This is a genomic window from Nonomuraea mesophila (assembly GCF_004352805.1).
GTDB lineage: Bacteria > Actinomycetota > Actinomycetes > Streptosporangiales > Streptosporangiaceae > Nonomuraea > Nonomuraea longispora.
Window position 1 is genome coordinate 1 of sequence record NZ_SMLD01000141.1, and the last position, 24,381, is coordinate 24,381.

The following is a 24,381-nucleotide window of genomic DNA, read 5'->3' on the forward strand; positions in this document are numbered from 1 at the left end:
CCCGAACCCCCACATCGGCTTCGGAGGCGGCGGGCGAGTTGTTCGAAGAGGATGCGCAGTTCCAGTTTGGCCAGGTGGTTGCCGAGGCAGAAGTGGGCCCCGCCGCCTCCGAAGCCGATGTGGGGGTTCGGGTCGCGGCCGATGTCGAAGACGTCGGCGTCGGGGAAGACCGTGGTGTCGCGGTTGGCGGAGGAGTAGAAGACCACGACCTTGTCGTCGGCCTTGATCTGCTGTCCGCCCAGCACCTGGTCGGTCGTGGAGGTGCGGCGGAAGAGGTTGACGGGGGAGACCCAGCGGACGATCTCGTCGGCGGCCGTCCTGGCGAGGGTGGGGTCGGCCGCCAGGCGGTCCCACTGGCCGGGGTGGTCGAAGAGGGCGAGCATGCCGCCGGAGGCGGCGTTGCGGGTGGTCTCGTTGCCGGCCACGACGAGGAGGAGGACGAACAGGTCGAACTCGTTTTCGTCGAGCGTCTCGCCCTGCTCGTCGGGCTGGATGAGCTTGGTGACGATGTCATTCTTGGGGTTGGCCCGGCGTTGCGCCGCCAGCTGGTTGGCGTAGGCGTAGACCTCCATGGCGGCGGCCGAGCCTTCTTCGGGAGAGTCGGCGTAGTCGGGGTCCTGGGCGCCGATCATGCGGTTCGACCAGGTGAAGAGCTTGTCGCGGTCGGCCACGGGTGCGCCGAGCAACTCGCAGATCACGTAGAGGGGCAGGGGTGCGGCGATCTCGGTGACGAAGTCGACCTCGCCTGAGCACTTGTCGAGCAGGTCGTCGCAGATGTCGCGGATGTGCTCTTCGAGGGCTCCGATCGTGCGCGGGGTGAAGCCCCGGTTGACCAGGGAGCGCCGTCTCGTGTGCTCGGGCGGGTCCTGGTTGAGCATCATGTGCCGCTGGAGGTCGATCTGGTCGTCGGCCATCTCGTCGAACAGGGCCAGCCGCCGGTAGGAGGAGAAGAGGTCGGAGTGTCGCGAGACGTGGACGACCTCGTCGTACGTGGTGACGGCCCAGAATCCGGGATCACCGTCGTGCCAGTGGACCGGCGAGTTCGCGCGCAGCCAGGCCAGCTGGTCGTGCGGAGGTCCGGCGGTGGCGTAGACGTCCCGGTCGACGAGGTCGATGTGCACCCGGATCACCCTCTTGATCAAGCGCTTGGTTACGCACTACTGCAACGTGTTCTATTACGCCGCTGTACGGCCGTCAAGGAGCCCGTGGCCGACGCGCTTAGACCGTTCCTGGCAGGCCTTTTGTGGTTCCTGCGGCGCCTGCCCTCTGTAGTGCGCGTTTCACCTCCGATGTTTGGGGTGGGGAAAATCTGGCTATGTGAACGTAGCCATCGGAGTACGCGCCCGATCCACCGCCCACGAGCAGGCCCAGCCATCTTTCACGAGTTACGTGTCGGGATATGTCCGGGTTGTCGCCCTTGACATGCTCGCGGGCTCGCACGAGCATCAGAGGCTAAGACATCCGATGTATAGATGAAGGATGCGGTGTGAAGCTGCTGCGAGTAGGACCTGCCGGCCAGGAGCGGCCGGTGGTGCTGGATGACGACGGGAAGCTGCGCGACATCGGGGAGCCCGAGATCGACGGCGCTTTCCTCGCCTCCGGGGGAGTGGCGCGCGTCCGTGAGGCGCTCGAACGCGGCGATCTGCCCGTCGTCGAGGCCGAAGGGCTGCGGATCGGCGCCCCTCTCGCGCGCCCCGGCAAGATCGTCTGCATCGGGCTGAACTACAGCGACCACGCCGCCGAGTCCGGCGCCGAGGCGCCGGCCGAGCCGGTCGTGTTCATGAAGGCGTCCGGCACCATGGTCGGTCCCCATGACGAGGTGCTGATCCCGCGGGGGAGCGTGAAGACCGACTGGGAGGTGGAGCTGGCGATCGTCATCGGCCAGGAAGCGCGCTACCTGGGCAGCGCGGAGGAGGCCCTGGGGGTGATCGCCGGCTACGCGATCTCCAACGACGTCTCCGAGCGAGAGTTCCAGCTCGAACGCGGCGGCCAGTGGGACAAGGGCAAGTCGTGTGAGACGTTCAACCCGTTCGGTCCCTGGCTGGTGACGGCCGACGAGGTGGGCGACCCGCAGAAGCTGCCCCTGCGCCTCTGGGTGAACGGCGAGCTGCGCCAGGACGGCGACACCAAGAACATGATCTTCGACGTTGCCGAGGTGGTGCGCTACCTGAGCCAGTTCATGGTGCTGGAGCCGGGCGACGTGATCAACACCGGGACTCCCGCCGGGGTGGCGATGGGCATGCCGGGGCAGCCCTACCTCCGGGCCGGTGACGTGATGGAGCTGGAGATCGAAGGGCTCGGCCGGCAGCGTCAGACGGTGGGGCAGGCATGAGCGGCTACCGCATCACCGGGATGACGACGCACGACGTACGTTTCCCGACCTCGCGCGAGCTCGACGGCTCCGACGCGATGAACCCCGACCCCGACTACTCCGCCGCCTACGTCGTGCTCACGACCGACGACGGGCACGAGGGCCACGGGTTCGCGTTCACGATCGGGCGCGGCAACGACATCCAGACCTCGGCCATCACCGCGCTGGAGCCGTACGTCGTCGGCAAGGACGTCGAGGACCTCGGCGTGCTCTACCGCGACATGGTCAACGACTCGCAGCTGCGGTGGCTGGGGCCGGAGAAGGGCGTCATGCACATGGCGATCTCCGCCGTGGTCAACGCGCTGTGGGACCTCAAGGCCAAGCGGGCGGGCCGGCCCCTGTGGCGGCTGCTGGCGGAGATGACGCCCGAGGAGATCGTCGGCCTCATCGACTTCCGTTACCTGAGCGACGCACTGACTCAGGACGAAGCCCTCGAAATCATGAAAAAGGCGGAAAAGGGGAAGGCTGAGCGCATCAGCCACCTGGTCGAGACCGGCTACCCCGCCTACACCACCTCGCCCGGCTGGCTCGGCTACGACGACGAGAAGTTGCGCAGGCTCTGCAAGGAGGCCCTCGACCAGGGCTTCGGGCAGATCAAGCTGAAGGTCGGCGCCGACCTCGACGACGACCGGCGCCGCTTCAGGGTGGCCCGTGAGGCGTGCGGGGCCGGCTACCCGATCGCGATCGACGCCAACCAGCGCTGGGACGTCGGCTCCGGCATCGAGTGGGTCAACGCGCTGCGGGAGTTCGACCCGCACTGGGTCGAGGAGCCGACCAGCCCCGACGACGTGCTCGGCCACGCCGCCATCGCGCGGGGCATCGCGCCGATCCCGGTGGCGACCGGCGAGCACGTACAGAACCGCATCGTGTTCAAGCAGCTGCTGCAGGCCGAGGCCGTCTCCTACGTGCAGATCGACGCCGCCCGCGTCGGCGGGGTCAACGAGAACCTCGCGATCCTGCTGCTCGCGGCCAAGTTCGGCGTCCCGGTGTGCCCGCACGCGGGCGGCGTCGGGCTGTGCGAGCTGGTGCAACATCTGTCGATGTTCGACTACGTGGCCGTCACCGGCTCCATGGAGGGGCGCGTGATCGAGTACGTCGACCACCTGCACGAGCACTTCGTCGACCCGGTCGTCATCAGGAACGGCCGGTACGTCGCCCCGTCCGCGCCCGGCTTCAGCGCGCAGATGCACGCGGTGTCGATCGCCGCCCACACCTTCCCCGACGGTGAGGTCTGGAGGAACGCGTGAGCCTGAAAGCGATCGTGACCGGCGGCGGCTCCGGCATCGGCCTGGCCACGGCCGCCGAGCTGACCGGGCGGGGGATGAAGGTCGCCTGCCTCGACCTCAACCCGCCGGGCGAGCCGTACATCGGGATCAAGACGGACGTCACCGACGACGCCGGGGTCAGGGCCGCGGTGGCGGAGGCCGCCGAGCGCCTGGGCGGCATCGACGTGGTGGTCAACAACGCGGGCATCGGCGCCCAAGGGACCATCGAGGACAATCCGGACGCGGAATGGCACAAGGTGTATGACGTCAACGTGCTGGGCATGGTCCGGGTGGCGCGGGCGGCGTTGCCGTACCTCAGGAGGTCGGAGCACGCCGCCGTCGTCAACGTCTGCTCGGTCGCGGCCACGGCGGGGCTGCCGAACCGGGCGCTCTACAGCGCGACCAAAGGCGCGGTGCAGTCGCTGACGCTCGCCATGGCCGCCGACCACATCCACGAGGGCATCCGGGTCAACTGCGTCAACCCGGGCACCGCCGACACACCGTGGGTCGCCAAGCTGCTCGACGCGGCCGACGACCCCGAGGCGGAGCGGGCGGCGCTGAGCGCCAGGCAGCCGATGGGCCGCCTGGTCAGTGCGGAGGAGGTCGCCGCGGCGATCGCCTACCTCGCCGGCCCGGAGGCCAGCGCCACCACCGGCACCGTGCTCGCGGTCGACGGCGGAATGCAGGGGTTGCGGCTCAGACCCCACTGACCAAGGAAGGTGACACCCCCCATGAAGCTTGGATCGGCGGTCGCGGCGGCGGCCCTCCTGGCGGTCGTCACCGCCTGTGGCCCAGGTACGGCGGGAGGAGGCCACGGTGGCACCAAGATCGGCATCGACCACCCGCGCGCCGACTCCGACTTCTGGAACTCCTACATCAAGTACGTTCCGCAGATGGCGGACGAGCTCAAGATCGACCTCATGCCCGCCACCAATTCGCAGAACGACGTGGCGAAACTGGTCAACAACGTCCAGGCGCTGATCGGGCAGGGGGCCAAGGTGATCATCATGGCGCCGCAGGACACCGGCGCCGTCGCCAACACGCTCCAGCAGCTGGAGAACAAGAAGGTCCCCGTCGTGACCGTCGACACCCGGCCGGACAAGGGCAAGGTCTACATGGTCGTACGCGCCGACAACCGCGCGTACGGCACCAAGGCGTGCGAGTTCCTCGGCGAGAAGCTCGGCGGCAAGGGCAAGGTCGTGCAGCTCCAGGGAGCGCTCAGCTCGATCAACGGCCGTGACAGGTCGGAGGCGTTCCTGACGTGCATGAAGACGAAGTTCCCCGGCATCACGGTCTTCAGCGAGCCGACCGAGTGGGAGGGCAGCAAGGCGGCGTCCATGTTGCAGACCCGCCTGGAGCAGAACCCCGACATCAAGGGGATCTACATGCACGCCGGAGGTGTGCACCTGGCCCCGACGTTGCAGGTGCTCAAGCAGAAGGGACTGCTCGTGCCGGCGGGCGACCCGAAGCACATCGCCGTGGTCTCCAATGACGGCATCCCGCAGGAGTACGCCGCGATCCGCAAGGGCGACATCGACGCCACCGTCTCGCAGCCCGCCGACCTGTACGCCAAGTACGCGCTCTTCTACGCCAAGGCGGCGGCGGACGGCAAGACATTCAAACCCGGCCCGACCGACCACGGCAGCACGATCATCAAGCTTCCGAACGGCCTGGAGGACCAGCTTCCCGCCCCCCTCGTGACCAAGGACAACGTGGACGACAAGGGCCTCTGGGGCAACCAGGCCGGCTGATGAACCCACACGTCGCAGCCCGGAACGTCGTCAAGCGCTTCGGCCCCACCACCGCGCTCGACCGCGCGGGCATCGAGATCGCCGAGGGCGAGACCCGCGCGCTCGTCGGCAGGAACGGCGCCGGCAAGTCCACCCTCGTGTCGATCCTCACCGGGCTCCTGCGGCCCGACCAGGGCGAGGTGCTGTTCTCGGGCGAGCCGGCGCCGCCCATCGCCGACCGTGACGCCTGGCGGCAGCGGGTCGCCTGCGTCTACCAGCATTCGACGATCATCCCGGCGCTGTCGGTCGCCGAGAACCTCTTCCTCAACCGCCAGCCGGGCAGGGGCGGCCTGATCAGGTGGCGGGCGCTGCGGGGCAGCGCGCGCGAGCTGCTGGACACGTACGAGGTGGACGTGGACGCGCAGGCGCTGGCCGGCGACCTCACCGTGGAGCAGCGCCAGCTCGTCGAGATCGCCTGCGCGTTGTCGTTCGGGGCCAGGTTCATCATCCTCGACGAGCCGACCGCGCGGCTGGACGGCCCGGCCATCGAGCGGTTGTTCGCCCGCATGCGCTCGCTGCGCGAGCAAGGCGTCACGATGTTGTACATCTCCCACCACCTCGACGAGGTCTACGAGATCTGTCAGAGCGTCACGGTGTTCCGCGACGCCCGCCACATCGTGACCAGCCCGGTCGCGGGCCTGCCGCACGACGAGCTGGTCGCCGCGATGACGGGGGAGGCCACGGTGGCCTACACGTCCCGCTCGCGCACGCCCGGCGGCACGGTGGTGTTGTCGGGCGAGGGACTGTCGCTCGCCGGCCGCTACCAGGACGTCGGCCTCACGGTCAGATCCGGCGAGGTCGTCGGCCTGGCGGGCTCCGCGAGCAGCGGCAAGGTCGGCCTGGCCGAGACGCTGGTCGGGCTGCACAAAGCCGACTCCGGCACGGTCACGGTCAACGGCAGGCGGCTCCGGCCGGGAGACGTGCCCGCCGCGCTGCGGGCAGGGCTCGGCTGGGTGCCGCAGGACCGCCACCGCGAGGGCTTCGTCCCGCGGTTGTCGGTGGGGGAGAACGCCACGTTCCCGATCGCCCGCAAGCTGGGACGGTACGGCCTGGTCTCGCCGTCGCGCCGCCGGGCGAAGGGCGAGGAGCTGATCGAGAGCCTGGACATCAAGACGGAAGGAGCCGACCAGCCGGTCGGCGATCTGTCCGGGGGCAACGCCCAGAAGGTGGTGTTCGCGCGGGCCCTCGTGGACGACCCGGTCGTGCTGGTGGTGATCAACCCGACCGCGGGCGTCGACGTCAAGGCCAAGCAGGCACTGCTCGGCGCCGTCGAGGACGCCGTCGAGCGGGGCGCGGGGGCCGTGGTGGTCTCCGACGAGCTCGATGACCTGCGCATCTGCGACAGGGTGCTGGTGATGTTCCACGGCAGGGTCGTCAAGGACGTGCCGCGTGGCTGGACGGACCACGAGCTCGTGGCCGTGATGGAGGGCATGGAAGAGTGACCACTTCAATGGCGCCGGCCCTCCGGGTGCGGCCGGCCCGGTTCCGCGACCTGACGCTCGTACCGGTGATCGTGCTGTTGCTCGTCGTGGGCGCGTTCCTCGACCCGACCTTCCTGACGGCGGGCAACCTGACCAACGTGCTCCAGCAGCAGGCGGCGATCTCGCTCCTCGTGCTGGCCGAGGCGATGATCCTCATCGCCGGCAAGTTCGACCTGTCGCTGGAGTCGACGGTCGGCACCGCGCCCGCGATCGCCGTGATGCTCATCATCCCGGTGTCGGCGGGCGGGTTCGGGACCGGGCTGCCCGGCACGCTCGTGATCCCGCTGGCGCTGCTGGTCGGGGCCGCGATCGGGGCGATCAACGGTCTCCTCATCATCAGGTTCCAGCTGTCGGCGTTCATCGTCACGCTGGCCATGCTGATCGTGGTGCACGGGTTCCTGCAGGGGCCGACGGAGGGCAAGACGTTGTTCCAGCTGCCCGAGTCGATCCTCTATCTCGGCAGCGCGTTGTGGCTGGGCCTGCCGGCGGCCGTCTGGATCGCCGGGCTGTTGTTCGCCGCCGGCGGCTTCGCCCTCGGATACCTCAGGGGCGGCCGCGCGCTCTACGCCATCGGCGGCAACGCCGACGCGGCCCGCGCGGCCGGCATCCGCGTCGACCGGGTGCTCTGGGCCGTGTTCATCCTGGGCGGCACGCTGGCGGCGCTGGCCGGGATCCTGGAAACGGGACGCCTCGGGGCGATCGGCAACAACCAGGGCGTCGGGTGGATCTTCATGGTGTTCGCGGCGGCCGTCATCGGCGGCGTCAGCATGGACGGGGGCAAAGGCACCATCCTGGGCGCGCTCACGGGTGTGCTGGTGATCGGCCTGGTGCAGAACATCCTGACGCTGATCGGCGTGTCGGGCTTCTGGCAGCCTGTCATCTACGGCGCGATCATCCTCATCGCGCTGATGATCAGCAGAATCGCGGGCGGAAAGGCACAAGATTGAACGCAATGGAGCTGCCGCGCCACGGGTTCGGCGGGGCGCCCCTCGGCAACCTGTTCGAGTCCGTCGCGGACGAGCAGGCCCGCGCCACGGTGGACGCCGCGTGGGACGCGGGTGTGCGGCTGTTCGACACCGCGCCCCACTACGGGCTCGGCCTGTCGGAGCGGCGTCTGGGCGCGGCGCTGGCCGGCCGTTCGGGCTATGTCCTGTCCACGAAGGTCGGCCGCCTGCTGGTGCCCGCGCGGCGGGAGAACGGGCGTGACGGCGAGGGTTTCGACGTGCCGGCCGCGATCGAGCGAGTGTGGGACTTCTCCGGTGACGGCGTACGCAGGTCGCTGGAGGAGTCGCTTGACCGCCTCGGGCTGCCCTCCGTCGACATCGTGTTCATCCACGACCCGGACGACCACGTCGACCAGGCGATCGAACAGGCGTACCCGGCGCTGGCCGAGCTGCGCGACCAGGGCGTGGTGAAGGCCGTCGGCGTCGGGATGAACCAGTGGCAGGCGCCGCTGCGCTTCGTCCGCGAGAGCGGCGTCGACGTCGTCATGCTCGCGGGCCGCTACACCCTGCTCGACCAGTCGGGCCTGCCGCTGCTGGAGGAATGCGCGGAGCGCGGCGTCAGGGTGCTGGCGGCCGGGGTGTTCAACAGCGGCCTCCTCGCCACCCACCAGCCGACGGGCACCTACGACTACCGGCCGGCGCCGGCCGAGCTGGTGGAGCGGGCCAGGCGCGTCGCCGCCGTCTGCGAGCGCCACGGCGTCACCCTGCCCCAGGCGGCCATGGCCTTCCCGCTGCGCCACCCGGCCGTCGCGTCGATCGTCGTGGGCGCCCGAGCCCCGGAGGAGGTCCGTACGAACGCCGCCCTGTGGTCCAGGCCGGTCCCCGACCCGCTCTGGGACGAGCTCAGGGAGGAAGGGCTGCTGGCGGCCTGACCCCGGCCGCTCACCCGACCTCCCACAGGGCGCTCACGGGGATCGCGCGCATCCGGTCACCGAAGGACAGCGTCTGCGTGCCGGTGTGCAGGACGATCCCCGCGATCAGGTCGCCGCCGAGCCGATCGGCGAGGTGCCGCAGCCCCCTGAAGTCGTCAGCCCGGACGGTCGAGGCGGCCTTGACCTCGATGCCCACCGCCTCACCACGCCGGTTCTCCAGCACGGCGTCCACTTCGACCCCGTCCTTGGTCCGGTAGTGGTAGAGGTCGGCTGGGGTGTCCGACCACGTCAGCTGGCGTGCCAGCTCCATCAGAACGAAGCCCTCCAGCAACGGGCCGAACAGGCCGTTGGGACGAACGAGCCCGCGTGCGTCGATGCCGAGCAGGTTCGCCGCGATGCCGGAGTCCACGAAAGCGATCTTCGAAGCGTGCACGGCGCGGCTGCTGAGATTGCGGGACCAGGCGGGAACACGTTTGATCAGATAGACCTCTTCGAGCAGGCTGAGGTATCTGGATGCCGTGCTCGCGGGCAATCCCAGCTCGCCGCCGACCGACTGACGTGCGAGCAGTTGCCCGGATCGTGCGGCGAGCAGGCGAATCAGCGCATGCATGTCGGGCAGCCGCTCGATTTCGGAGAGCTCACTCACGTCACGGGCGACCAGATCTCCTACGTAGGAATCGAAGAAGCGTCGCCGCCTCCGGACGTTCGTGCGGGTGACCGCTTCGGGGAAGCCTCCTCGAACGATGCGGTCCGCATAGTCCGCGCGCGTGACCTCGGACGTGTGACGCAGGCCGGCGCCTTGTGTGAGAACGGCATCGATGAAGCGGTCAGGAGTGCCGTCGATCTCCCCCTGTGAGAAAGGCCAGAGTTCGATGGTCTCCATGCGGCCCACAAGGGTGTCCGGCAACGTCCGCAGACCGAGTACGCGAGCGGAGCCCGTCAGCAAGTAACGACCGGGGCTGGGATCGGCGTCGACCTGCGCCTTGATGGACAGCAGCAGGTGCGGCGCGCGTTGAACCTCATCGATGACCATCAGCCCCGGGAAGTCGACGAAACCCTCCGGATCGCTGACCGCCGCCTGGCGCACGAACTCTCGATCCAGATCTCGCCACTCCGCCGATGGGCCTTTGGCCACCTGCTTCACCAGTGTGCTCTTCCCGGACTGGCGCGCACCGTTGATCAGAACCACACGGGTGTCCGCCAGGGCTTCCGCCACGGCTGTTTCGGCATGACGGGACACCACCCGGCCGAGAGGAGTGTTCACCATGGCTTCAGCATGGCACGTGAGCGGGCCTTCGGTGGTGGTTTGGTCGCTCGCTCCATGGTGGTTTGGTCGCGCGTCCCGTGGTGGTTTGGTCGCTCACCCCGTGGTCGATTGGCCGCGACCTCCGTGGTGGTTTGGACGCTCGCCTCGTGGTGGATCGGTCGCTACGGACGTGGTGCCGTGCCCATGCCGGCGGCGGGGTATCAGGTGCTCAGGAGGGGATGAACAGCCAGGATTTCGACGGCCCCGGCTCGTACGGCGCGTCCAGGCGTTTGGCCATCACCCCCGGCAACCCCTGCTCGCGGGCCGCCTGGCGCACCGGGCCCGCCTCGCCCGGCCAGGACGGCGCGGTCTGCCAGTGGGCGCCCGCGAGGTCGAGCGCCTCCAGGGCGGCCCTGCGATCGGTGTAGGGCCGGTCCACCAGCGACCGCCCGTCGTCGTAGAGGAGGTCGTAGAAGACGAGGATCTCGGCGCCTCCGAGGGTGGCGAGCTCGCCGTCGAGCAGCGCCGTACGGCTGCCGAACGACTCCGCCAGCCCCCGCAGCCACGGGTGCTCGCGCGAGGCCGTGGTGCGGCCGCCCTCGACGGGCACCAGCAGCCGCCGGCCTCCCCAGGCGAACTCGAAGGCGTAGGCGGAGGCGTCGCGCGGCGGCCTCGCGCGTTCGGTGGGCAGCATGGGCTCGACGTCGGGGAAGGGGTCGCGGACCGGGGGGTCCATGCGGTGGATCATCCAGTTCTTGCCCCGGGTCCTGAACAACACGAACCGGCCGGAGGCCCGCGTGCCGTGCAGGACGACCTTGACCTCGCGCTCCGACCACTTCTCGGTGTCGTACGTGCCGGTGTCCCAGATGGTCATGGTGCCGCCGCCGTACTCGCCCTTGGGGATCTCGCCGTGGAAGGTGAGGTATTCCAGCGGGTGGTCCTCGGTGTGCACGGCCAGGTGGTTGGTGGCGGGGTCGGCGGGCAGGCCCTTGGGCACGGCCCAGGAGACGAGCACGCCGTCGCGTTCGAGCCGCAGGTCCCAGTGCAGCGAGCGCGCGTGGTGCTCCTGGATGACGAACGCCCGGTCGTCTCCGGGGGTCGGAGGTTCGGCGGGGACGGGTTCAGGGGTGCGTCGGTCGTCGCGCTTGCTCCGGTATCGCGCAAGTTTGTCGGACACAGCAGGCTCCTACCCGCCGGTGCTCTCCCTGATCATCAGCTCGTACGGCACCCGGATCTCCCGTGCCTCGGCCTGCGAGCCCTTGGCCATGCGGGCGGCCAGCTGATCGACGGCCTGGCGGGCGATCGCCTGCTTGTCGGGGGAGATCGTGGTGAGGGTGGGAGTGGCGTACCGGCCGTCCTCGATGTCGTCGAAGCCCGCCAGCGCCACGTCGCCGGGCACGTCGTGGCCGCGCTCCAGCAGCGTGCGCAGGGCGCCGAGGGCGAGCAGGTCGTTGAAGCAGAAGACCGCGTCCGGCGCCGGGCCGGAGTCGAGCAGGCGGGCCATCGCGCGGGCACCGTCGGCGCGGTGGTAGGTGTCGACGTGCTGCACGAGCCGGTCGTCGGCGGGCAGGCCGGCCTCGGCCAGCGCCTCGGCATAGCCGGCCAGCCGCAGCCGTGACGTCTCCGCCGCGACGTCGTCCTGGGCGCCGATCGCCGCGATGCGCCGCCGGCCGGTCGCGGCCAGGTGGAGGGTGGCTTCCTTGGCCGCCGCCACGTTGTCCACCACGACGTGGTCGGCGGGTCCGTCGTAGACGCGCTCGCCCAGCAGCACCATGGGCGTGTCGTCCACGCGGGCGGCCAGGTCCTCGGGTGTCAGCGCGAGCGGGCTGAAGATCAGCCCGTCGATCAGGTGGGCGCGGAACCCCTCGGCCACGAGTTGCTCGCGCTCGCGCGACGCGCCCGTCTGGTCGATCAGCACGGTCAGCCCGCGTTCCTCCGCCGCGCTCACCACGAACCTGGCCAGCTCCGCGAAGTAGGGGATGTCCAGCTCGGGCACGGCCAGGGCGATGATCCCGGTACGGCCCTGCCGCAGGTTTCTGGCCGACAGGTTGGGGCGGTAGTTGAGCTCCTTGATGGCCGCCTCGACCCGGCTCCTGGTCGCCGGGGTGACGTGTACGTAGCCGTTGACGACGTTCGAGACGGTCTTCACCGAGACTCCGGCCAGCCTGGCCACGTCCTTGAGACCGACGCGGGGTTTCTCCATGACGTGAAAGTGTATGACCCGTGTTTACAACGTTGAATACAACGATGTATCAATGAGCAGAGCCCTGACGAAGGAGGACGTGCCCATGGATTCCGCCAAGCTCACCCTGGACCCGGCGTTCGAGGTAGGCCCGGTCGGGAAGCGCCTGTTCGGCTCGTTCGTCGAGCACATGGGGCGATGCGTCTACACAGGCGTGTTCGAGCCCGGGCACCCGCGGGCGGGCGAGGACGGGCTGCGCCGCGACGTCATCGAGCTGACCAGGGAGATGGGCGTCACCGCCGTGCGCTATCCGGGCGGCAACTTCGTCTCCAACTACGAATGGGAGGACGGCGTCGGACCCGCCTCCGAGCGGCCCACGCGGCTCGACCTGGCCTGGAGGCAGATCGAGACGAACGCCTTCGGGCTCGACGAGTTCATGACCTGGCTGCGCGAGGTGGACGCCGAGCCGGTGATGGCCGTCAACCTGGGCACCAGGGGTGTCAAGGAGGCCCGCGACCTCGTCGAGTACGCCAACTTCCCCGGTGGCACCCGCTGGTCCGACCTGCGGATCAAGCACGGCGTGCCGGAGCCGTACGGCATCAGGGTGTGGTGCCTGGGCAACGAGATGGACGGGCCCTGGCAGATCGGCGGCAAGACGGCCGACGAGTACGGCAGGCTCGCGTACGAGGCGGCCAAGGCCATGCGCCGGGTGGACCCCGGCCTGGAACTGGTCGCCTGCGGCAGCTCCAACATGCGCATCCCGACGTTCGGCTCGTGGGAGGCCACGGTCCTGGAGCACTGCTACGACCAGGTCGACTACATCTCCGCGCACTCCTACTACGACCCGGTGGGCGGCGGCCGGGCCGACTTCCTGGCCTCGGCCGTGGAGATGGAGCAGCAGATCGAGGGCGTGATCGCCACGGCCGACCACGTGGCCGCCAAGCTCGGCAGCCGCAAGCGGCTCAAGGTCTCCTTCGACGAGTGGAACGTCTGGTCGCAGAGCCTGTTCGGCGGCGAGGGCAGCCTGGACTGGGAGCACGCGCCGCGCATCATCGAGGAGGAGTACGACGTGGCCGGCGCGGCCGTCGTCGGCAGCCTGCTCATCACCCTGCTCAACCACGCCGACCGGGTCGGCATCGCCTGCCAGGCCCAGCTCGCCAACGTGATCGCCCCCATCCGCACCGAACCGGGCGGCCCGGCCTGGCGGCAGACGATCTTCCACCCGTTCGCGCTCACCGCCGCCCACGCCCGCGGCCGCATCCTGCGCGTGCAGGCCACGGCGCCCGCCATGCCGACCGAGCGTTACGGCGAGGTGCCCGTGCTGGCCACCGCGGCGACGCTGGACGAGGACCGGCTGGCCGTCTTCGCGGTCAACCGCGGCGACCGGCCGCTGCCGGTGGAGATCGACCTGCGCGGCCTGCCGCGGGCGACGGACCTCTCGCACGTCACGGTCGCCGACGACGACACGGGGGCGCGCAACACCGAGAGGGAGCCGCGCCGCGTGGAGCCTCGGGCCGCCGGCGGAGCGAAGATCGACGGTGACCGGCTCACGGCGGTGCTGCCGCCGGTGTCCTTCAACCTGCTGCGGGCGCGGCTCTCCTAGGAGCCGGGCAACGCTGAAGGGCCGCCCTTGGCGATCAGCCAGGGCCGCACCTGGTGATCCGTCGAGCTGGGCGGCTGTCCCTGGTGATCAGCCTAGCTGGAGGGCTGTCCCCGGTGATCCGTCGAGCTGGAGGGCTGTCGCCGGCGATCAGTCGAGCTCCAGTGCCCGGCGCAGCCACGACTCCACCCCGGCCACGTGCACGGTGGCCCAGGAGCGGGCGACGTCGGGCCTGCGGGCGGCGATGGCCTCGTAGATCGCGGTGTGTTGCTCCCTGGTCTTCTCCATCGCGCCCTCCTGGGTGAGGCCGCGCCAGATCCGCGCCCGAGTGGTCGGACCTGACAGGCTCTCGATGAACGAGCAGAGCACGCTGTTGCCCGACCCCCGGGCGATGCGCTGATGGAAGGTCAGGTCGTTGGCCACCAGCTCCTCGACCGTGGGCTCGGCGGGCAGCGCGTCGAGGATCTCGCGCAGCTCGGCGATGTCCTGGTCGGTCATCAGCTCGGTCGCCATCGCCGTGGCGGCCGGCTCAAGGATGCGGCGGACCTCGAAGAACTGCAGCACCGTGTCGTCGCGGTGCAGGTCGAGCACGAACGACATGGTGTCGAGCAGCAGGCGCGGCTCCAGGCTGGTGACGTAGGTGCCGTCGCCCTGGCGCACGTCGAGCACGTTGATCAGCGACAGCGCGCGCACGGCCTCGCGCAGCGAGTTGCGGGACAGTCCGAGCCGTTCGGCGAGGTCGGCCTCCTTGGGCAGCCGGTCTCCCGGCGCCAGCTCGCCGGAGACGATCATTTGCTTGATCTTGTCGATGGCCGCGTCGGTGACCGCCACGCTTCTCTCCCTAGACATCGGATGTCTAGGAGTCTAGAGCCTGGAAGCGGACCGGCTCGACACCGGCGTGGCGGCGTACGTGCCCCTGCACCTCCAGGGTGCGCAGGTGGGCCGCGGCCTCTCCGGCGGCCATGCCTCTCAGCATGGGGGCCAGCTCGTCCCATGGCCTGTTCCACGTCATCATCGCGGCGACCTCCCAGATGGTCAGCGGTTCCGGCCGCTCGGCCAGGAGGGCGCGCAGCCGTTGGAGCTTCTCCTCGTGATGGTCGCGGATCTCGGCGGCCCGCGCGGCCACATCCGGAAATGTCCATTCATGTGCTGGCAGCGCGTCCAGCGGCCCCAACCCGGCCACCCGATCCAATGATCGCAGGAAATCCCCGAGCGGATCGACGTCGTCACGGTCGTAGGGGTAGATGCCGACGTGTGGAGTGATGCCGGGAAGGACGTGGTCACCGGTGAAGAGCCGATCGGCGTCCTCCAGGTGCAGGCAGATGTGGCCGGGCGTGTGGCCGGGCGTGTGCACGGCCCGCAGCCTGCGCCCCGGCAGGTCCACCAGGTCGCCGTCGCGCAACTCGCGATCGGGCTGCGCCGGCGGCGCGGGACGCCCGCCCATGACCTCGCGCGCCTCGCCGGGATCGGCCCCCGCCCGCCTGAGCATGTCGGACTGGAACGTGTCGTGCGCGTCGCCCGCGTACTCGTTCATGAGCTTGACCAGCGCCGCGTCGTCCTCGTGCATGGCGATCCAGGCGCCGGACGCCTCCCTGACCTGCCCGGCGAGCCCGGCGTGGTCGGGATGGAAATGGGTGACGACCACGCCGCGCACGGAAACCACGTCCATCCCGAGCGCCGCCAGGCCGCCGCTGAGCGCCTCCCACGCCTCCGGATGGTTCCACCCGGCGTCGACCAGCACCGGCCCCTGGGGGGATTCGACGGCGTAGACGAGCGTGTAGCCGAGCGGGTTGCCGGGGATCGGCACCGGCACGCTCCACACCCCGCCGCCGAGCTCCTGAGGACGTTGCTCGGTGTACGGCCTGCGTCTGGTCTTCATGGGCCCCCCTGCGTGAAGATTGACCTGAAAAATCAGCCGATGCGCTCCAGAATCGTCGCCGTGGCCAGCGCCCCACCCGCGCACATCGTCACCAGCGCGGTCGCCGAGTCCGAGCGTTCCAGCTCGTGCAGGGCCGTGGTGATCAGCCGCGCTCCCGTGGCCCCCACCGGGTGGCCGAGCGCGATCGCGCCGCCGTTCGGGTTGACCCTGTCCAGGTCGGGCTCGTGCACGCCCGCCCACGACAGCACGACCGACGCGAACGCCTCGTTCACCTCGAACCTGTCGATGTCGCCGATCGTCATGCCGGCCGCGGCGAGCGCCTTCGCCGTCGCGTCCACGGGCCCGTCCAGGTGGTAGTACGGCTCCGCGCCGACGAGGGCCTGCGCCAGGATGCGCGCCCGGGGCCGCAGCCCGTGCCGCCGCGCCGCCCGCTCGCTCATCACCAGCACGGCCGCCGCCCCGTCGGAGATCTGCGAGGAGGTGCCCGCGGTGTGCAGCGCGCCCTCCGCCACCGGCTTGAGCCCGGCCAGGCTATCCACGGTGGTCTCGCGCAGCCCCTGGTCCTTGCGTACCTCGCCGACGGGCACGATCTCCCGCTCGAACCGCCCGTCGGCCCACGCCTTGGCCGCCAGCCGCTGCGAGCGCGCCCCGAACCAGTCGAGGCTCTCGCGCGTCAGACCGCGCCGCCGGGCGATCCGCTCGGCCGCGGTGAACTGGTCGGGCAGGTCGATGCTCCAGTCGTCGGGGCGCGGGCTGGCGGGGCGTACGTTGCTGCCCAGCGGCGCCCGGCTCATCACCTCGACCCCGCACCCGACGCCCGTCTCGATGATGCCCGCGCTGATCAGGGCCGCCGCCAGGTGCACCGCCTGCTGCGAGGACCCGCACTGCGCGTCGACGGTGGTGACGCCCGTCTGGTAGGGCAGCCCCGCGTAGAGCCAGGCGTGGCGGCCGATGTGCCCGCCCTGCTCGCCCGCCTGCGTCACGCAACCGGCGAACACCTGGTCGACGGCCGCCGGGTCGAGGCCGGAACGGCGTACGAGCCCGTTCAACGCGGTAGCCAGAACCTGTTGCGGTTTGAGCTCGGCCAGCCAGCCCGCCCGCTTGCCGATGGGGGTGCGAACGGCCTCGACGATCACAGGTGTGCCCACTGTCGCCTCCAGAACGATGCTCTGGAGGCGACAGTAACGCGTTCTACTTTGTCGCGGAAGCCTCGGCCGGCAAAGTCTCCGGCAGCCCGAACGTGTCGAACAGCCGCAGGTCGAAGAACATCCCGACGTGGCTGACGCGCTCCCCGGTGAACGTCATCACCATCAGCCCGAACCGCCGGTGCACACCCTCTTCGAGGTGGTAGAGGGCGAAGCCCGGCTGGCCGTTGGCCTCGATCGGCACCAGCCGCAGGTCGCCGGCCTTCTCGGCCGGGCACCGCACCTTGACGAGCTCGGCGATCGCGCGCGGCCCCTGGTACCAGCCGGTGAACGGCGGCATCTCCCACACCGCGTCCTCGGTGAACAGGTGGACCAGGCTGTCGATGTCGTAGTTCTCGAACGCCGCGACGTAACGGTCGAGCTGTTCACGCTGCTCCCGCGTCAGCGGCTCGACCGGGTCGTCCATGGTCGGCGACACGTCCTTGAGCTGGGCGCGGGCCCGCTGGAGGATGCTGTTGACGGCCGCGGTGGAGACGCCGACCGCCTCGGCCACCTCGGCCGCCTTCCATCGCAGCACGTCCCGCAGGACCAGCACCGCGCGCTGCCGGGGCGGCAGGTGCTGCAGGGCGGCGATCAGCGCGAGCCTGATGCTCTCGCGCGAGGTCACGATCGCGGCGGGATCGTCGGCGCCCGCGCCCGCCAGCGCGTCGGGCACGGGCTCCAGCCACGGCACCTCGGTGTCTCGCACCAGTGGAGCGGTGGCCTCCGTGCTCGGAGCGCCGAGGCCCGTGGGCAGCGGCCGCCTGCCGCGGCTCTCCAGCGCGGTCAGGCAGGTGGTGGTGGCGATGCGGTAGAGCCACGTGCGTAGCGAGGAGCGCCCCTCGAACCCGTCGTAGGCACGCCACGCGCGGAGGTAGGTCTCCTGAACGAGGTCCTCGGCGTCGTGCACCGAGCCCATCATCCGGTAGCAGTGCGCCAGCAGCTCGCGCCGCATCGGATCAGCCTGCCGGAGGAAGTCCTCGTTCGTCGGCTTGTCGGTCATACCCCCTGTATAGACGCCGCCACTGACATAACGGCGAAAGCTTTACCATCGGGCGGTCAATTCGGCCCGACAGGACCCAGCGGGTGGCTCAGATTCCGGTGAGCAGTCTGGTGGCCGCGGTCTCGATGCGGCGCTGGATCTGGTCGTACGTGCGGCGCCCGCGCAGCATCTCCAGCAGCTCCTGCACCCACACGCTGGCCAGCGACCCCGCGAGGTCGAGCTGCTCCTCGGTGGCGTCCTCGATCGACAGGCCGTCGGCCGAGACGCGCAGCAGCAGGCCCGTCATCCGGTCGCCGAACGGCGTCTGCACCTCGGCCATGATCAGGGAACGGATGAGCGCGTCGGCCAGCTCGGGCTCGCGCATGAGCCCGCGGGTCGCCCGCATCAGCACGTCGACCGCGCGGCTCGCCGCGGTGGCGGCGCCGGGCGGGCGGCGTTCGATGCTGCTCTCCAGCAGGTCGAGCTCCTCGCCGACGACCGCCACGACCAGGTCCATCTTGGACGGGAAGTAGCGGTAGAGCGTGCCGAGCGCCACGCCCGCACGCTCGGCCACGGTGCGCATCTGCATCGCCTCGACCCCGCCGCGCGAGGCCAGCGCCGCCGCGGCCTGGACGATGCGCTTGCGGCGCTGGTGCTGGCTGCGACTACGGAGGCTGTGCCCGCCAGGGGCGGGGTGGCTGTCGATGGCCCTCTCGATGTCGCCGGAGGGCGCGGCGGTCGTCGCGTGCGTGGTACGCATAAGAACACGTTATCTGATTTCTCGATGGCGCGGCTTGTTACTCGGGGGTCACAAACTTGCCGTATAGGCGCATGTCTACGGCGCTAGAGGCGTATATCTCGACTTATTGGGATAAGTGGCTACTGGACAGATATTAGAATCTGTTCTAGTTTGCGATTCGTCTGACCTAGCGCTTGCTGGAGGAGCGATGACCGCGGACACACTCGCGTCCCTGCTTCCGACCAACGCCCCTGCCCGTCCGCATCATCGGCGCGGATGTGTTTCGGCTCGGCCGACTGCTCGCCGTACCGGACACTCACCCCCGCCCTGGCATAGGCGGTGCGCCGGTGCTCCCAAGCGGCGTTGTACAGCGTCCGGTGGTCCTCCACACACGCCGCCAGCGCCGCCGCCTGCCGAGCCGTGGGGCGCAGCAAGAGCCGAAACGACCTGCGCACACCCCATCCCCCAACACGTTCGGTAACGACATCACCACGATATCGGCAGGCCGCCGACCAAATTAGGAAGGACATCCGTGATGCGCGGACCTGACAGGTCAGGGCACGCTCGGGCCTTGGCGGCCCTCCCGCTCCCTATCCCCCCGCCTCCTCAAGGCGACGGTCCCCTCGGGAGACTCTGATGGATTTCAATCTCGACGAGACCCAGCAGGACCTGAAGAAGCTGGCGGCCGAGGTCCTGGCCAGGGAAGGGGGCGAGGACCGGCTCTGGCAGGCCGGGCTGATGAGCGTGTGCGTCCCCGAGGAGGCGGGCGGGGCCGGGCTCGGGCCGGTGGAGATGGCCGTGGTGCTGCGCGAGGTGGGGGCGCGGGCGGCGCCGGTCCCCGCGCTGGCCACGCTGGTGAGCACGCTGGCCCTGGCCCGCCACGGCACCCCTGACCAGCAGCGTCGCCTCACCCGGGGCACCGTCGCGCTCCGCGAGCCCGGCCGGGCCCTGGCCGACCCGCCCGCGACGGCCGCGCGTCGTACCGGCGACCCGCCCGTCGCGGACGGCTCCGCGCGTGGAGGATCGGTTCCGTCCGGTGCGCCGGGCGACGCTGGCGGAACGCCGGCATCCGACGGCGGATGGGCGTTGACGGGGCGGAAGGTGTCGGTGCCCCATCTCGGCGGCTCGGCGCTCGTCGCCGCCGACGCGGGGTTGTTCCTGGTCGAAGGGATACCGGACGGGGCGGGCGGCCCCGGTGGGCCGGTGCGCGGGGTGCGGGTGAGTCCCGAGTTCGCCTCCACCGGCGAACCCGCGGCCACCCTCGTGCTCGACGAGGCCCCGGCAGAACGGGTCGGCGGGCCCGAGGCGGCCGAGGGAACCAGGAGGTTGTTCATGGCCGCCGTCGCCGCCCAGGCCTCCGGCGTCCTCGCGGGAGCGCTGGAGCTGACCACGTCGTACATCAGGACACGTCGGCAGTTCGGGCGGGCGCTGGCCGAGTTCCAGGCGGTGACCATGCAGATCGCCGACGTCTACATCGCGGGACGGGCGCTCGACGTGGCCATGTGGTCGGCGGCCTGGCGGCTGGGGGAGGGGCTGCCGGCCGACCATGACCTGGCGCTGGCCGCGTACCACGCCGGAGAGGCCGTCAAGGCGCTCCACACCTGCCAGCACCTGCACGGCGGGCTCGGGCTGGACGTGACCTACCCGCTGCACCGCTACTTCGCGCAGGCCAAGCACCTGTCCCACCTGCTCGGCGGCGCCGGAGCCCAGCTCGACCTGATGGGAGCGCTCGTCTGATGCTGATCGACCTCACCCCTGACCAGCGCGCGCTCCGGGACGAGCTGCGCGAGTACTTCCAGGGCTGCCTGACCGCCGAGGACCGCGGGAAGATCGCCGGGGATCCGTTCGGCGAGACGTACATGGAGCACTGCCGCCGCCTCGGTCGCGACGGCAAACTCGGCCTCGGCTGGCCCAAGGAGTACGGCGGTGGCGGCTACGGCCCCCTGGAGCAGCAGATCTTCGCCAACGAGATCGCCCGCGCCGGCGTGCCGTACCCGATCATCACGGTGCAGACCGTCGGGCCCACGCTCATGCAGTACGGGACGCCGGAGCAGAAGGACTTCTTCCTGCCGCGCATCCTCGCCGGCGAGTGCCACTTCGCCATCGGCTACAGCGAGCCGGAGGCGGGCACCGACCTGGCCTCCCTGCGGACCACGGCGGTGCTCGACGGCGACCACTACGTCGTCAACGGGCAGAAGATCTTCACCAGCGGCGCGCATTACGCGCAGTACATCTGGCTCGCGGCCCGTACGAACCCCGAGGCCAAGAAGCACAAGGGCATCACCATGATGATCGTCTCCACGGACGACCCCGGCTACTCGTGGACCCCGATCGTGACCATGGACGGCCGCCACCACACCAACGCCACCTACTACTCCGACGTGCGTGTCCCCGTGGACATGGTGGTCGGCGAGGTGGACCGCGGCTGGGACCTGATCGTCAACCAGCTCAACCACGAACGTGTCACCCTCGGCCCCGCGGGAAACCTCGGCCAGACCTACGACCGTTTCCTCGCCTGGGCCCGCCGTACGGGTCTGGCGGACCATCCGGACGTACGGCGCGCGCTGGCCGCGGTGTGGGCGGCCTTCCGCACCAACGAGCTGCTCAACTGGCAGGTCGCCGCCAACATGGACCTCGGCTGGCTGGGGGCGCCCGACGCGTCCGCCACCAAGATCTACGGCTCGGAGCGCATGCAGGAAGCGGGCAGGATCGTCGGCGACACCCTGGCGAGGTACGGCGACCCGTCCGACCCCGAGACCGCCGAACTGCTGGAACGGGTCGACCACGGGGTCAAGGGCGCGGTGGTGCTGACGTTCGGTGGCGGGGTGAACGAGGTGCAGCGGGAGCTGATCGCGATGCTCGGCCTGAACCTGCCGAGGCCCCCGCGATGACCGACGAGGAGTTGCGGGAGCTGGCGGGCAAGCAGGCGGCGCTGGGGGAGGTGCGCGGCGCACCGGGCCCCGACCCGGTGAACGCGCCCATGATCAGGCACTGGCTGGCCGCCATGGGCGACACCAACCCGGCCTACCTGGACCGGGGCCTGGCCCCGCCCGCGATGGCGCAGGTGTGGACCATGCAGGCTCCCCGCCAGGGCCGTTCGCCGGTGGACGACCTGATGACCGCGCTCGACGGCGCCGGCTACACGGGTGTGGTGGCGACGAACTGCGAGCAGACCTACCACCGCTACGCGCGCGTGGGCGAGCGGCTGACGTCCGCCACCCGGTTCACGGACCTGGCGGGCCCCAAACGGACCGCGCTGGGCGTGGGCTACTTCGCCACCTGGAACGTCACCTGGTACGGCGACGGCGACGAGCCGGTGGCCGAGATGCTCTTCCGCGTGCTCAAGTTCCGGCCCAAAGAAGGCGCGGGCGAGGAGCGGCCGCCGTACCCGTTGCAGCCGGCGGTCAACCAGGACACGGCGTTCTTCTGGGAGGGCGCGAAGAACGGCGAGCTGCGCATCCAGACCTGCGCCGACTGCGGCCGGTTGCGCCACCCGCCGGGCCCCCTGTGCCCGCGCTGCCGCTCGTCCCGCCTGACCTACACGGTCGCGAGCGGCCACGGAACCCTCCACAGCTACGTCGTCCACCACCATCCGCCGGTGCCCGGCCGCGAGACGCCGTTCGTGGTGGGCGTGGTGGAGCTGCCGGAGGGCGTACGGATCGTGGGCAACGTCGTGGGCTGCCCGCCCGGGGAGGTGGAGATCGGCATGGCGTTGCGCGTGACGTACCGGCCGATGGACGACCGGCTCGTCCTTCCCCTGTGGACCCCGGAGGAGGCGTGATGCGGACCCTGACCGCGGACGAGGTCGAGGCAGGAGCCGAGCTGCCGGGGCTGTCCATCGGGCTCACGCCCACCGTGGTCGTCTCGGCCGCCCTGGCCACCATGGACTTCACCCCGGTGCACCACGACACGGAACGGGCCCGCGCCCAGGGCTCGAAGGACATCTTCCTCAACATCCTGACCACGATGGGCCTGGTCCAGCGGTACGTCACCGACTGGGCGGGCCCGGAAGCCGTCATCGAGGGCATCGACGTCAGGCTCGGCGTCCCGGCGTACGCGGGCGACCGCCTGACCTTCACCGGGACGGTGGTGTCGCGCGACGGCGGGCGCGTCACGGTCGAGGTGCGCGGCGAGGTGAGCCTGGGCTCCCACGCCACCGGCACCGTCACCCTGAACCTTCCCCCAGCCGGATGAACCAGAAGGAGAGGGCGTTGTCGCGAACGAGCGCCGCCATCGCGGGCATCGGAGCCACCGAGTTCAGCAAACGGTCGGGACGGTCGGAGCTGCGGCTCGCCGCCGAGGCCGTGCTGTCGGCGCTGGACGACGCCGGGTTGTCACCCGGTGACGTGGACGCCCTGGTGACCTTCACCCAGGACGCCAACCAGGAGATCGCCGTGGCCAGGGAGACGGGCATCGGCGAGCTGACGTACTTCTCCCGCGTCGACTACGGAGGCGGCGCGGCCTGCGGGACGGTGGCGCACGCCGCCATGGCCGTGGCGACGGGCATGGCGCGTACGGTGGTGTGCTACCGCGCCTTCAACGAACGCTCGGGACGCCGCTTCGGCCAGCCGAACGCCGGGATGGGAGGCGAACCCACCTCGCAGGGGCTGGAGATGAGCTGGCACGTGCCGTTCGGGCTGATGACGCCGGCGGCCTGGGTGGCCATGTTCGCGCAGCGCTATCTGCACGTCCACGGCGCGAGCTCCGAGGACTTCGGCCGGGTGGCGGTGGCCATGCGCAGGCACGCGGCCACCAACCCGGCCGCCTGGTTCTACCGGCGGCCCATCACGCTGGAGGAGCACCAGGCGTCCAGGTGGATCGTGGAGCCGCTGCACCTGCTCGACTGCTGCCAGGAGAGCGACGGCGCGGTGGCGCTCGTCGTGACCGGCGCCGAACACGCCCGCGACCTGCGCCGCTCGCCGGCGTACATCACGGCGGCGGCCCAGGGGGCGGGCGCGGACCAGATGATGATGACGAGCTACTACCGGGACGACATGACCGGCCTTCCCGAGATGTCGGTCGTCGCCCGGCAACTTTGGCAACAGTCCGGCCTGACACCCCGCGACATCACCACCGCCATCCTGTACGACCACTTCACCCCGTTCGTGCTCACCCAGCTGGAGGAGCTCGGCTTCTGCGCTCGCGGCGAGGCACCGGAGTTCGTCAAGGACGGGGGCATCGAGCTGGACGGGCGCCTGCCGGTCAACCCGCACGGCGGGCAACTCGGGGAGGCGTACATCCACGGCATGAACGGCATCGCGGAGGCGGTGCGCCAGATCAGGGGCACCGCCGCCAACCAGCTGGCCGGTGTCGCCAACGTCCTGGTCACGGCCGGGACGGGGGTGCCGACCAGCGGTCTCATCCTGTCCGCGGCCTGATCCGCCGCCGGCCCGGGGCGGGCCGGCGGCGGTCAGCCGTTGAAGATCGGCATGGAGAAGAAGACGATCATCGCGATCGCCACGCACATCAGGAACCCGACCAGCTCCCAGACCCAGTCGTAGTGGCGCTCCCGGCGGCGCCGCGCCTTCTGCGGCCCGACCGGCGCCGGACGCCGCTTCGGTGCGGGCCTGGCCCGCACCGGCCGCGGCGCCAGCATCCCGCCCTCCTCCCGAGCGGGCGGCACACTCGCGGGGGCCTCGTCGAGCACGTCTTTCTGCAGGTCGGGCAGCCGATAGACCGGCTCGGCCGGCGCGGCGGACCCAGCGGGCGCGCCGGGCGCGGCAGGTCGGGCGGACGCGGACGGCCGGTCGGAGGCGGCGGGCGCGGCGAGCGGGGACGGTGGGGAG

General features: G+C 70.5%; 22 protein-coding genes and 1 pseudogene. 13 read left to right on the top strand and 10 right to left on the bottom strand.

Annotation, left to right across the window (positions count from 1 at the left end; genetic code table 11):
• A partial coding sequence (locus tag E1295_RS36180) for a cytochrome P450 (RefSeq protein ID WP_132637775.1) occupies positions 1-1,121 on the bottom strand: 1,121 nt, incomplete at its 3' end.
• 365 nt (positions 1,122-1,486) lie between these two features.
• On the opposite strand from E1295_RS36180, the gene E1295_RS36185 reads away from it, so the two are divergent.
• Genes E1295_RS36185 through E1295_RS36215 form a run of 7 tightly spaced genes read left to right on the top strand, consistent with a single transcriptional unit; the run spans position 1,487 to position 8,783 of the window.
• Positions 1,487-2,332 (top strand): fumarylacetoacetate hydrolase family protein, encoded by an 846-nt coding sequence (locus tag E1295_RS36185; protein ID WP_132637777.1) that lies wholly within the window; start codon positions 1,487-1,489, stop codon positions 2,330-2,332.
• Positions 2,329-3,618, top strand: a complete 1,290-nt coding sequence (locus E1295_RS36190) for an enolase C-terminal domain-like protein (protein WP_132637779.1) — start codon at positions 2,329-2,331, stop codon at positions 3,616-3,618. Before E1295_RS36185 ends, E1295_RS36190 begins: the two co-directional genes overlap by 4 nt.
• Positions 3,615-4,346, top strand: a complete 732-nt coding sequence (locus tag E1295_RS36195) for an SDR family NAD(P)-dependent oxidoreductase (RefSeq protein WP_246080762.1) — start codon at positions 3,615-3,617, stop codon at positions 4,344-4,346. The genes E1295_RS36190 and E1295_RS36195 overlap by 4 nt, the downstream gene beginning before the upstream one ends.
• 21 nt (positions 4,347-4,367) lie before the next feature.
• Positions 4,368-5,387 (top strand): sugar ABC transporter substrate-binding protein, encoded by a 1,020-nt coding sequence (locus E1295_RS36200; protein WP_132637781.1) that lies wholly within the window; start codon positions 4,368-4,370, stop codon positions 5,385-5,387.
• Positions 5,387-6,868, top strand: a complete 1,482-nt coding sequence (locus E1295_RS36205) for a sugar ABC transporter ATP-binding protein (protein ID WP_132637783.1) — start codon at positions 5,387-5,389, stop codon at positions 6,866-6,868. Before E1295_RS36200 ends, E1295_RS36205 begins: the two co-directional genes overlap by 1 nt.
• Positions 6,865-7,854, top strand: a complete 990-nt coding sequence (locus E1295_RS36210; protein ID WP_246080764.1) for an ABC transporter permease — start codon at positions 6,865-6,867, stop codon at positions 7,852-7,854. The genes E1295_RS36205 and E1295_RS36210 overlap by 4 nt, the downstream gene beginning before the upstream one ends.
• A 5-nt stretch (positions 7,855-7,859) precedes the next feature.
• On the top strand, positions 7,860-8,783 hold the full coding sequence (locus E1295_RS36215; protein ID WP_132637785.1) for an aldo/keto reductase: 924 nt from the start codon (positions 7,860-7,862) through the stop codon (positions 8,781-8,783).
• Positions 8,784-8,793: 10 nt separating this feature from the next.
• Here the strand turns inward: E1295_RS36215 and E1295_RS36220 are convergent, their stop codons facing one another.
• From E1295_RS36220 to E1295_RS36230, 3 genes are all read right to left on the bottom strand, one after another.
• Positions 8,794-10,050 carry an ATP-binding protein gene (locus tag E1295_RS36220; protein WP_132637787.1) on the bottom strand — a complete coding sequence of 419 codons (1,257 nt, stop codon included), beginning with the start codon at positions 10,048-10,050 and terminating at the stop codon, positions 8,794-8,796.
• Between the two features lie 208 nt (positions 10,051-10,258).
• Positions 10,259-11,206, bottom strand: coding sequence for a DNA polymerase ligase N-terminal domain-containing protein (locus E1295_RS36225; protein WP_132637789.1), 948 nt, complete (start codon positions 11,204-11,206; stop codon positions 10,259-10,261).
• 9 nt (positions 11,207-11,215) lie between these two features.
• Positions 11,216-12,232, bottom strand: a complete 1,017-nt coding sequence (locus E1295_RS36230) for a LacI family DNA-binding transcriptional regulator (protein WP_132637791.1) — start codon at positions 12,230-12,232, stop codon at positions 11,216-11,218.
• A gap of 85 nt (positions 12,233-12,317) precedes the next feature.
• On the opposite strand from E1295_RS36230, the gene arfA reads away from it, so the two are divergent.
• Positions 12,318-13,814 (top strand): arabinosylfuranosidase ArfA, encoded by a 1,497-nt coding sequence (gene arfA / locus E1295_RS36235; protein ID WP_132637817.1) that lies wholly within the window; start codon positions 12,318-12,320, stop codon positions 13,812-13,814.
• 147 nt (positions 13,815-13,961) lie between these two features.
• Here the strand turns inward: arfA and E1295_RS36240 are convergent, their stop codons facing one another.
• From E1295_RS36240 to E1295_RS36260, 5 genes are all read right to left on the bottom strand, one after another.
• A complete protein-coding gene (locus E1295_RS36240) occupies positions 13,962-14,642 on the bottom strand; it encodes a FadR/GntR family transcriptional regulator (RefSeq protein ID WP_132637793.1) in 681 nt (226 codons plus the stop codon).
• 25 nt (positions 14,643-14,667) lie between these two features.
• A complete protein-coding gene (locus tag E1295_RS36245) occupies positions 14,668-15,690 on the bottom strand; it encodes an MBL fold metallo-hydrolase (protein ID WP_132637795.1) in 1,023 nt (340 codons plus the stop codon).
• Positions 15,691-15,722: 32 nt separating this feature from the next.
• Positions 15,723-16,838 carry a steroid 3-ketoacyl-CoA thiolase gene (locus E1295_RS36250; RefSeq protein WP_132637797.1) on the bottom strand — a complete coding sequence of 372 codons (1,116 nt, stop codon included), beginning with the start codon at positions 16,836-16,838 and terminating at the stop codon, positions 15,723-15,725.
• Positions 16,839-16,881: 43 nt separating this feature from the next.
• On the bottom strand, positions 16,882-17,877 hold the full coding sequence (locus E1295_RS36255; RefSeq protein WP_132637799.1) for a sigma-70 family RNA polymerase sigma factor: 996 nt from the start codon (positions 17,875-17,877) through the stop codon (positions 16,882-16,884).
• Positions 17,878-17,965: 88 nt separating this feature from the next.
• The gene (locus E1295_RS36260; RefSeq protein ID WP_132637801.1) at positions 17,966-18,616 is read right to left on the bottom strand and encodes a TetR family transcriptional regulator; all 651 of its coding nucleotides are present in this window, start codon (positions 18,614-18,616) and stop codon (positions 17,966-17,968) included.
• A gap of 615 nt (positions 18,617-19,231) precedes the next feature.
• On the opposite strand from E1295_RS36260, the gene E1295_RS36270 reads away from it, so the two are divergent.
• From E1295_RS36270 to E1295_RS36290, 5 genes are read left to right on the top strand one after another with little or no spacing between them, the layout of a single operon-like run.
• Entirely contained in the window at positions 19,232-20,332 is a 1,101-nt protein-coding gene (locus E1295_RS36270) for an acyl-CoA dehydrogenase family protein (protein ID WP_132637803.1), read from the top strand.
• Positions 20,332-21,486 (top strand): acyl-CoA dehydrogenase family protein, encoded by a 1,155-nt coding sequence (locus tag E1295_RS36275; protein ID WP_132637805.1) that lies wholly within the window; start codon positions 20,332-20,334, stop codon positions 21,484-21,486. Before E1295_RS36270 ends, E1295_RS36275 begins: the two co-directional genes overlap by 1 nt.
• Positions 21,483-22,376 carry a bifunctional MaoC family dehydratase N-terminal/OB-fold nucleic acid binding domain-containing protein gene (locus tag E1295_RS36280; protein ID WP_132637807.1) on the top strand — a complete coding sequence of 298 codons (894 nt, stop codon included), beginning with the start codon at positions 21,483-21,485 and terminating at the stop codon, positions 22,374-22,376. Before E1295_RS36275 ends, E1295_RS36280 begins: the two co-directional genes overlap by 4 nt.
• Positions 22,376-22,789, top strand: a complete 414-nt coding sequence (locus E1295_RS36285) for a MaoC/PaaZ C-terminal domain-containing protein (protein WP_132637809.1) — start codon at positions 22,376-22,378, stop codon at positions 22,787-22,789. Before E1295_RS36280 ends, E1295_RS36285 begins: the two co-directional genes overlap by 1 nt.
• Before the next feature lie 17 nt (positions 22,790-22,806).
• Positions 22,807-23,973, top strand: coding sequence for a lipid-transfer protein (locus tag E1295_RS36290; protein ID WP_246080766.1), 1,167 nt, complete (start codon positions 22,807-22,809; stop codon positions 23,971-23,973).
• A 32-nt stretch (positions 23,974-24,005) separates the two neighbouring features.
• Here E1295_RS36290 and E1295_RS49235 read toward each other — a convergent pair.
• Positions 24,006-24,381: pseudogene (locus tag E1295_RS49235) on the bottom strand (hypothetical protein); the annotation flags it as partial.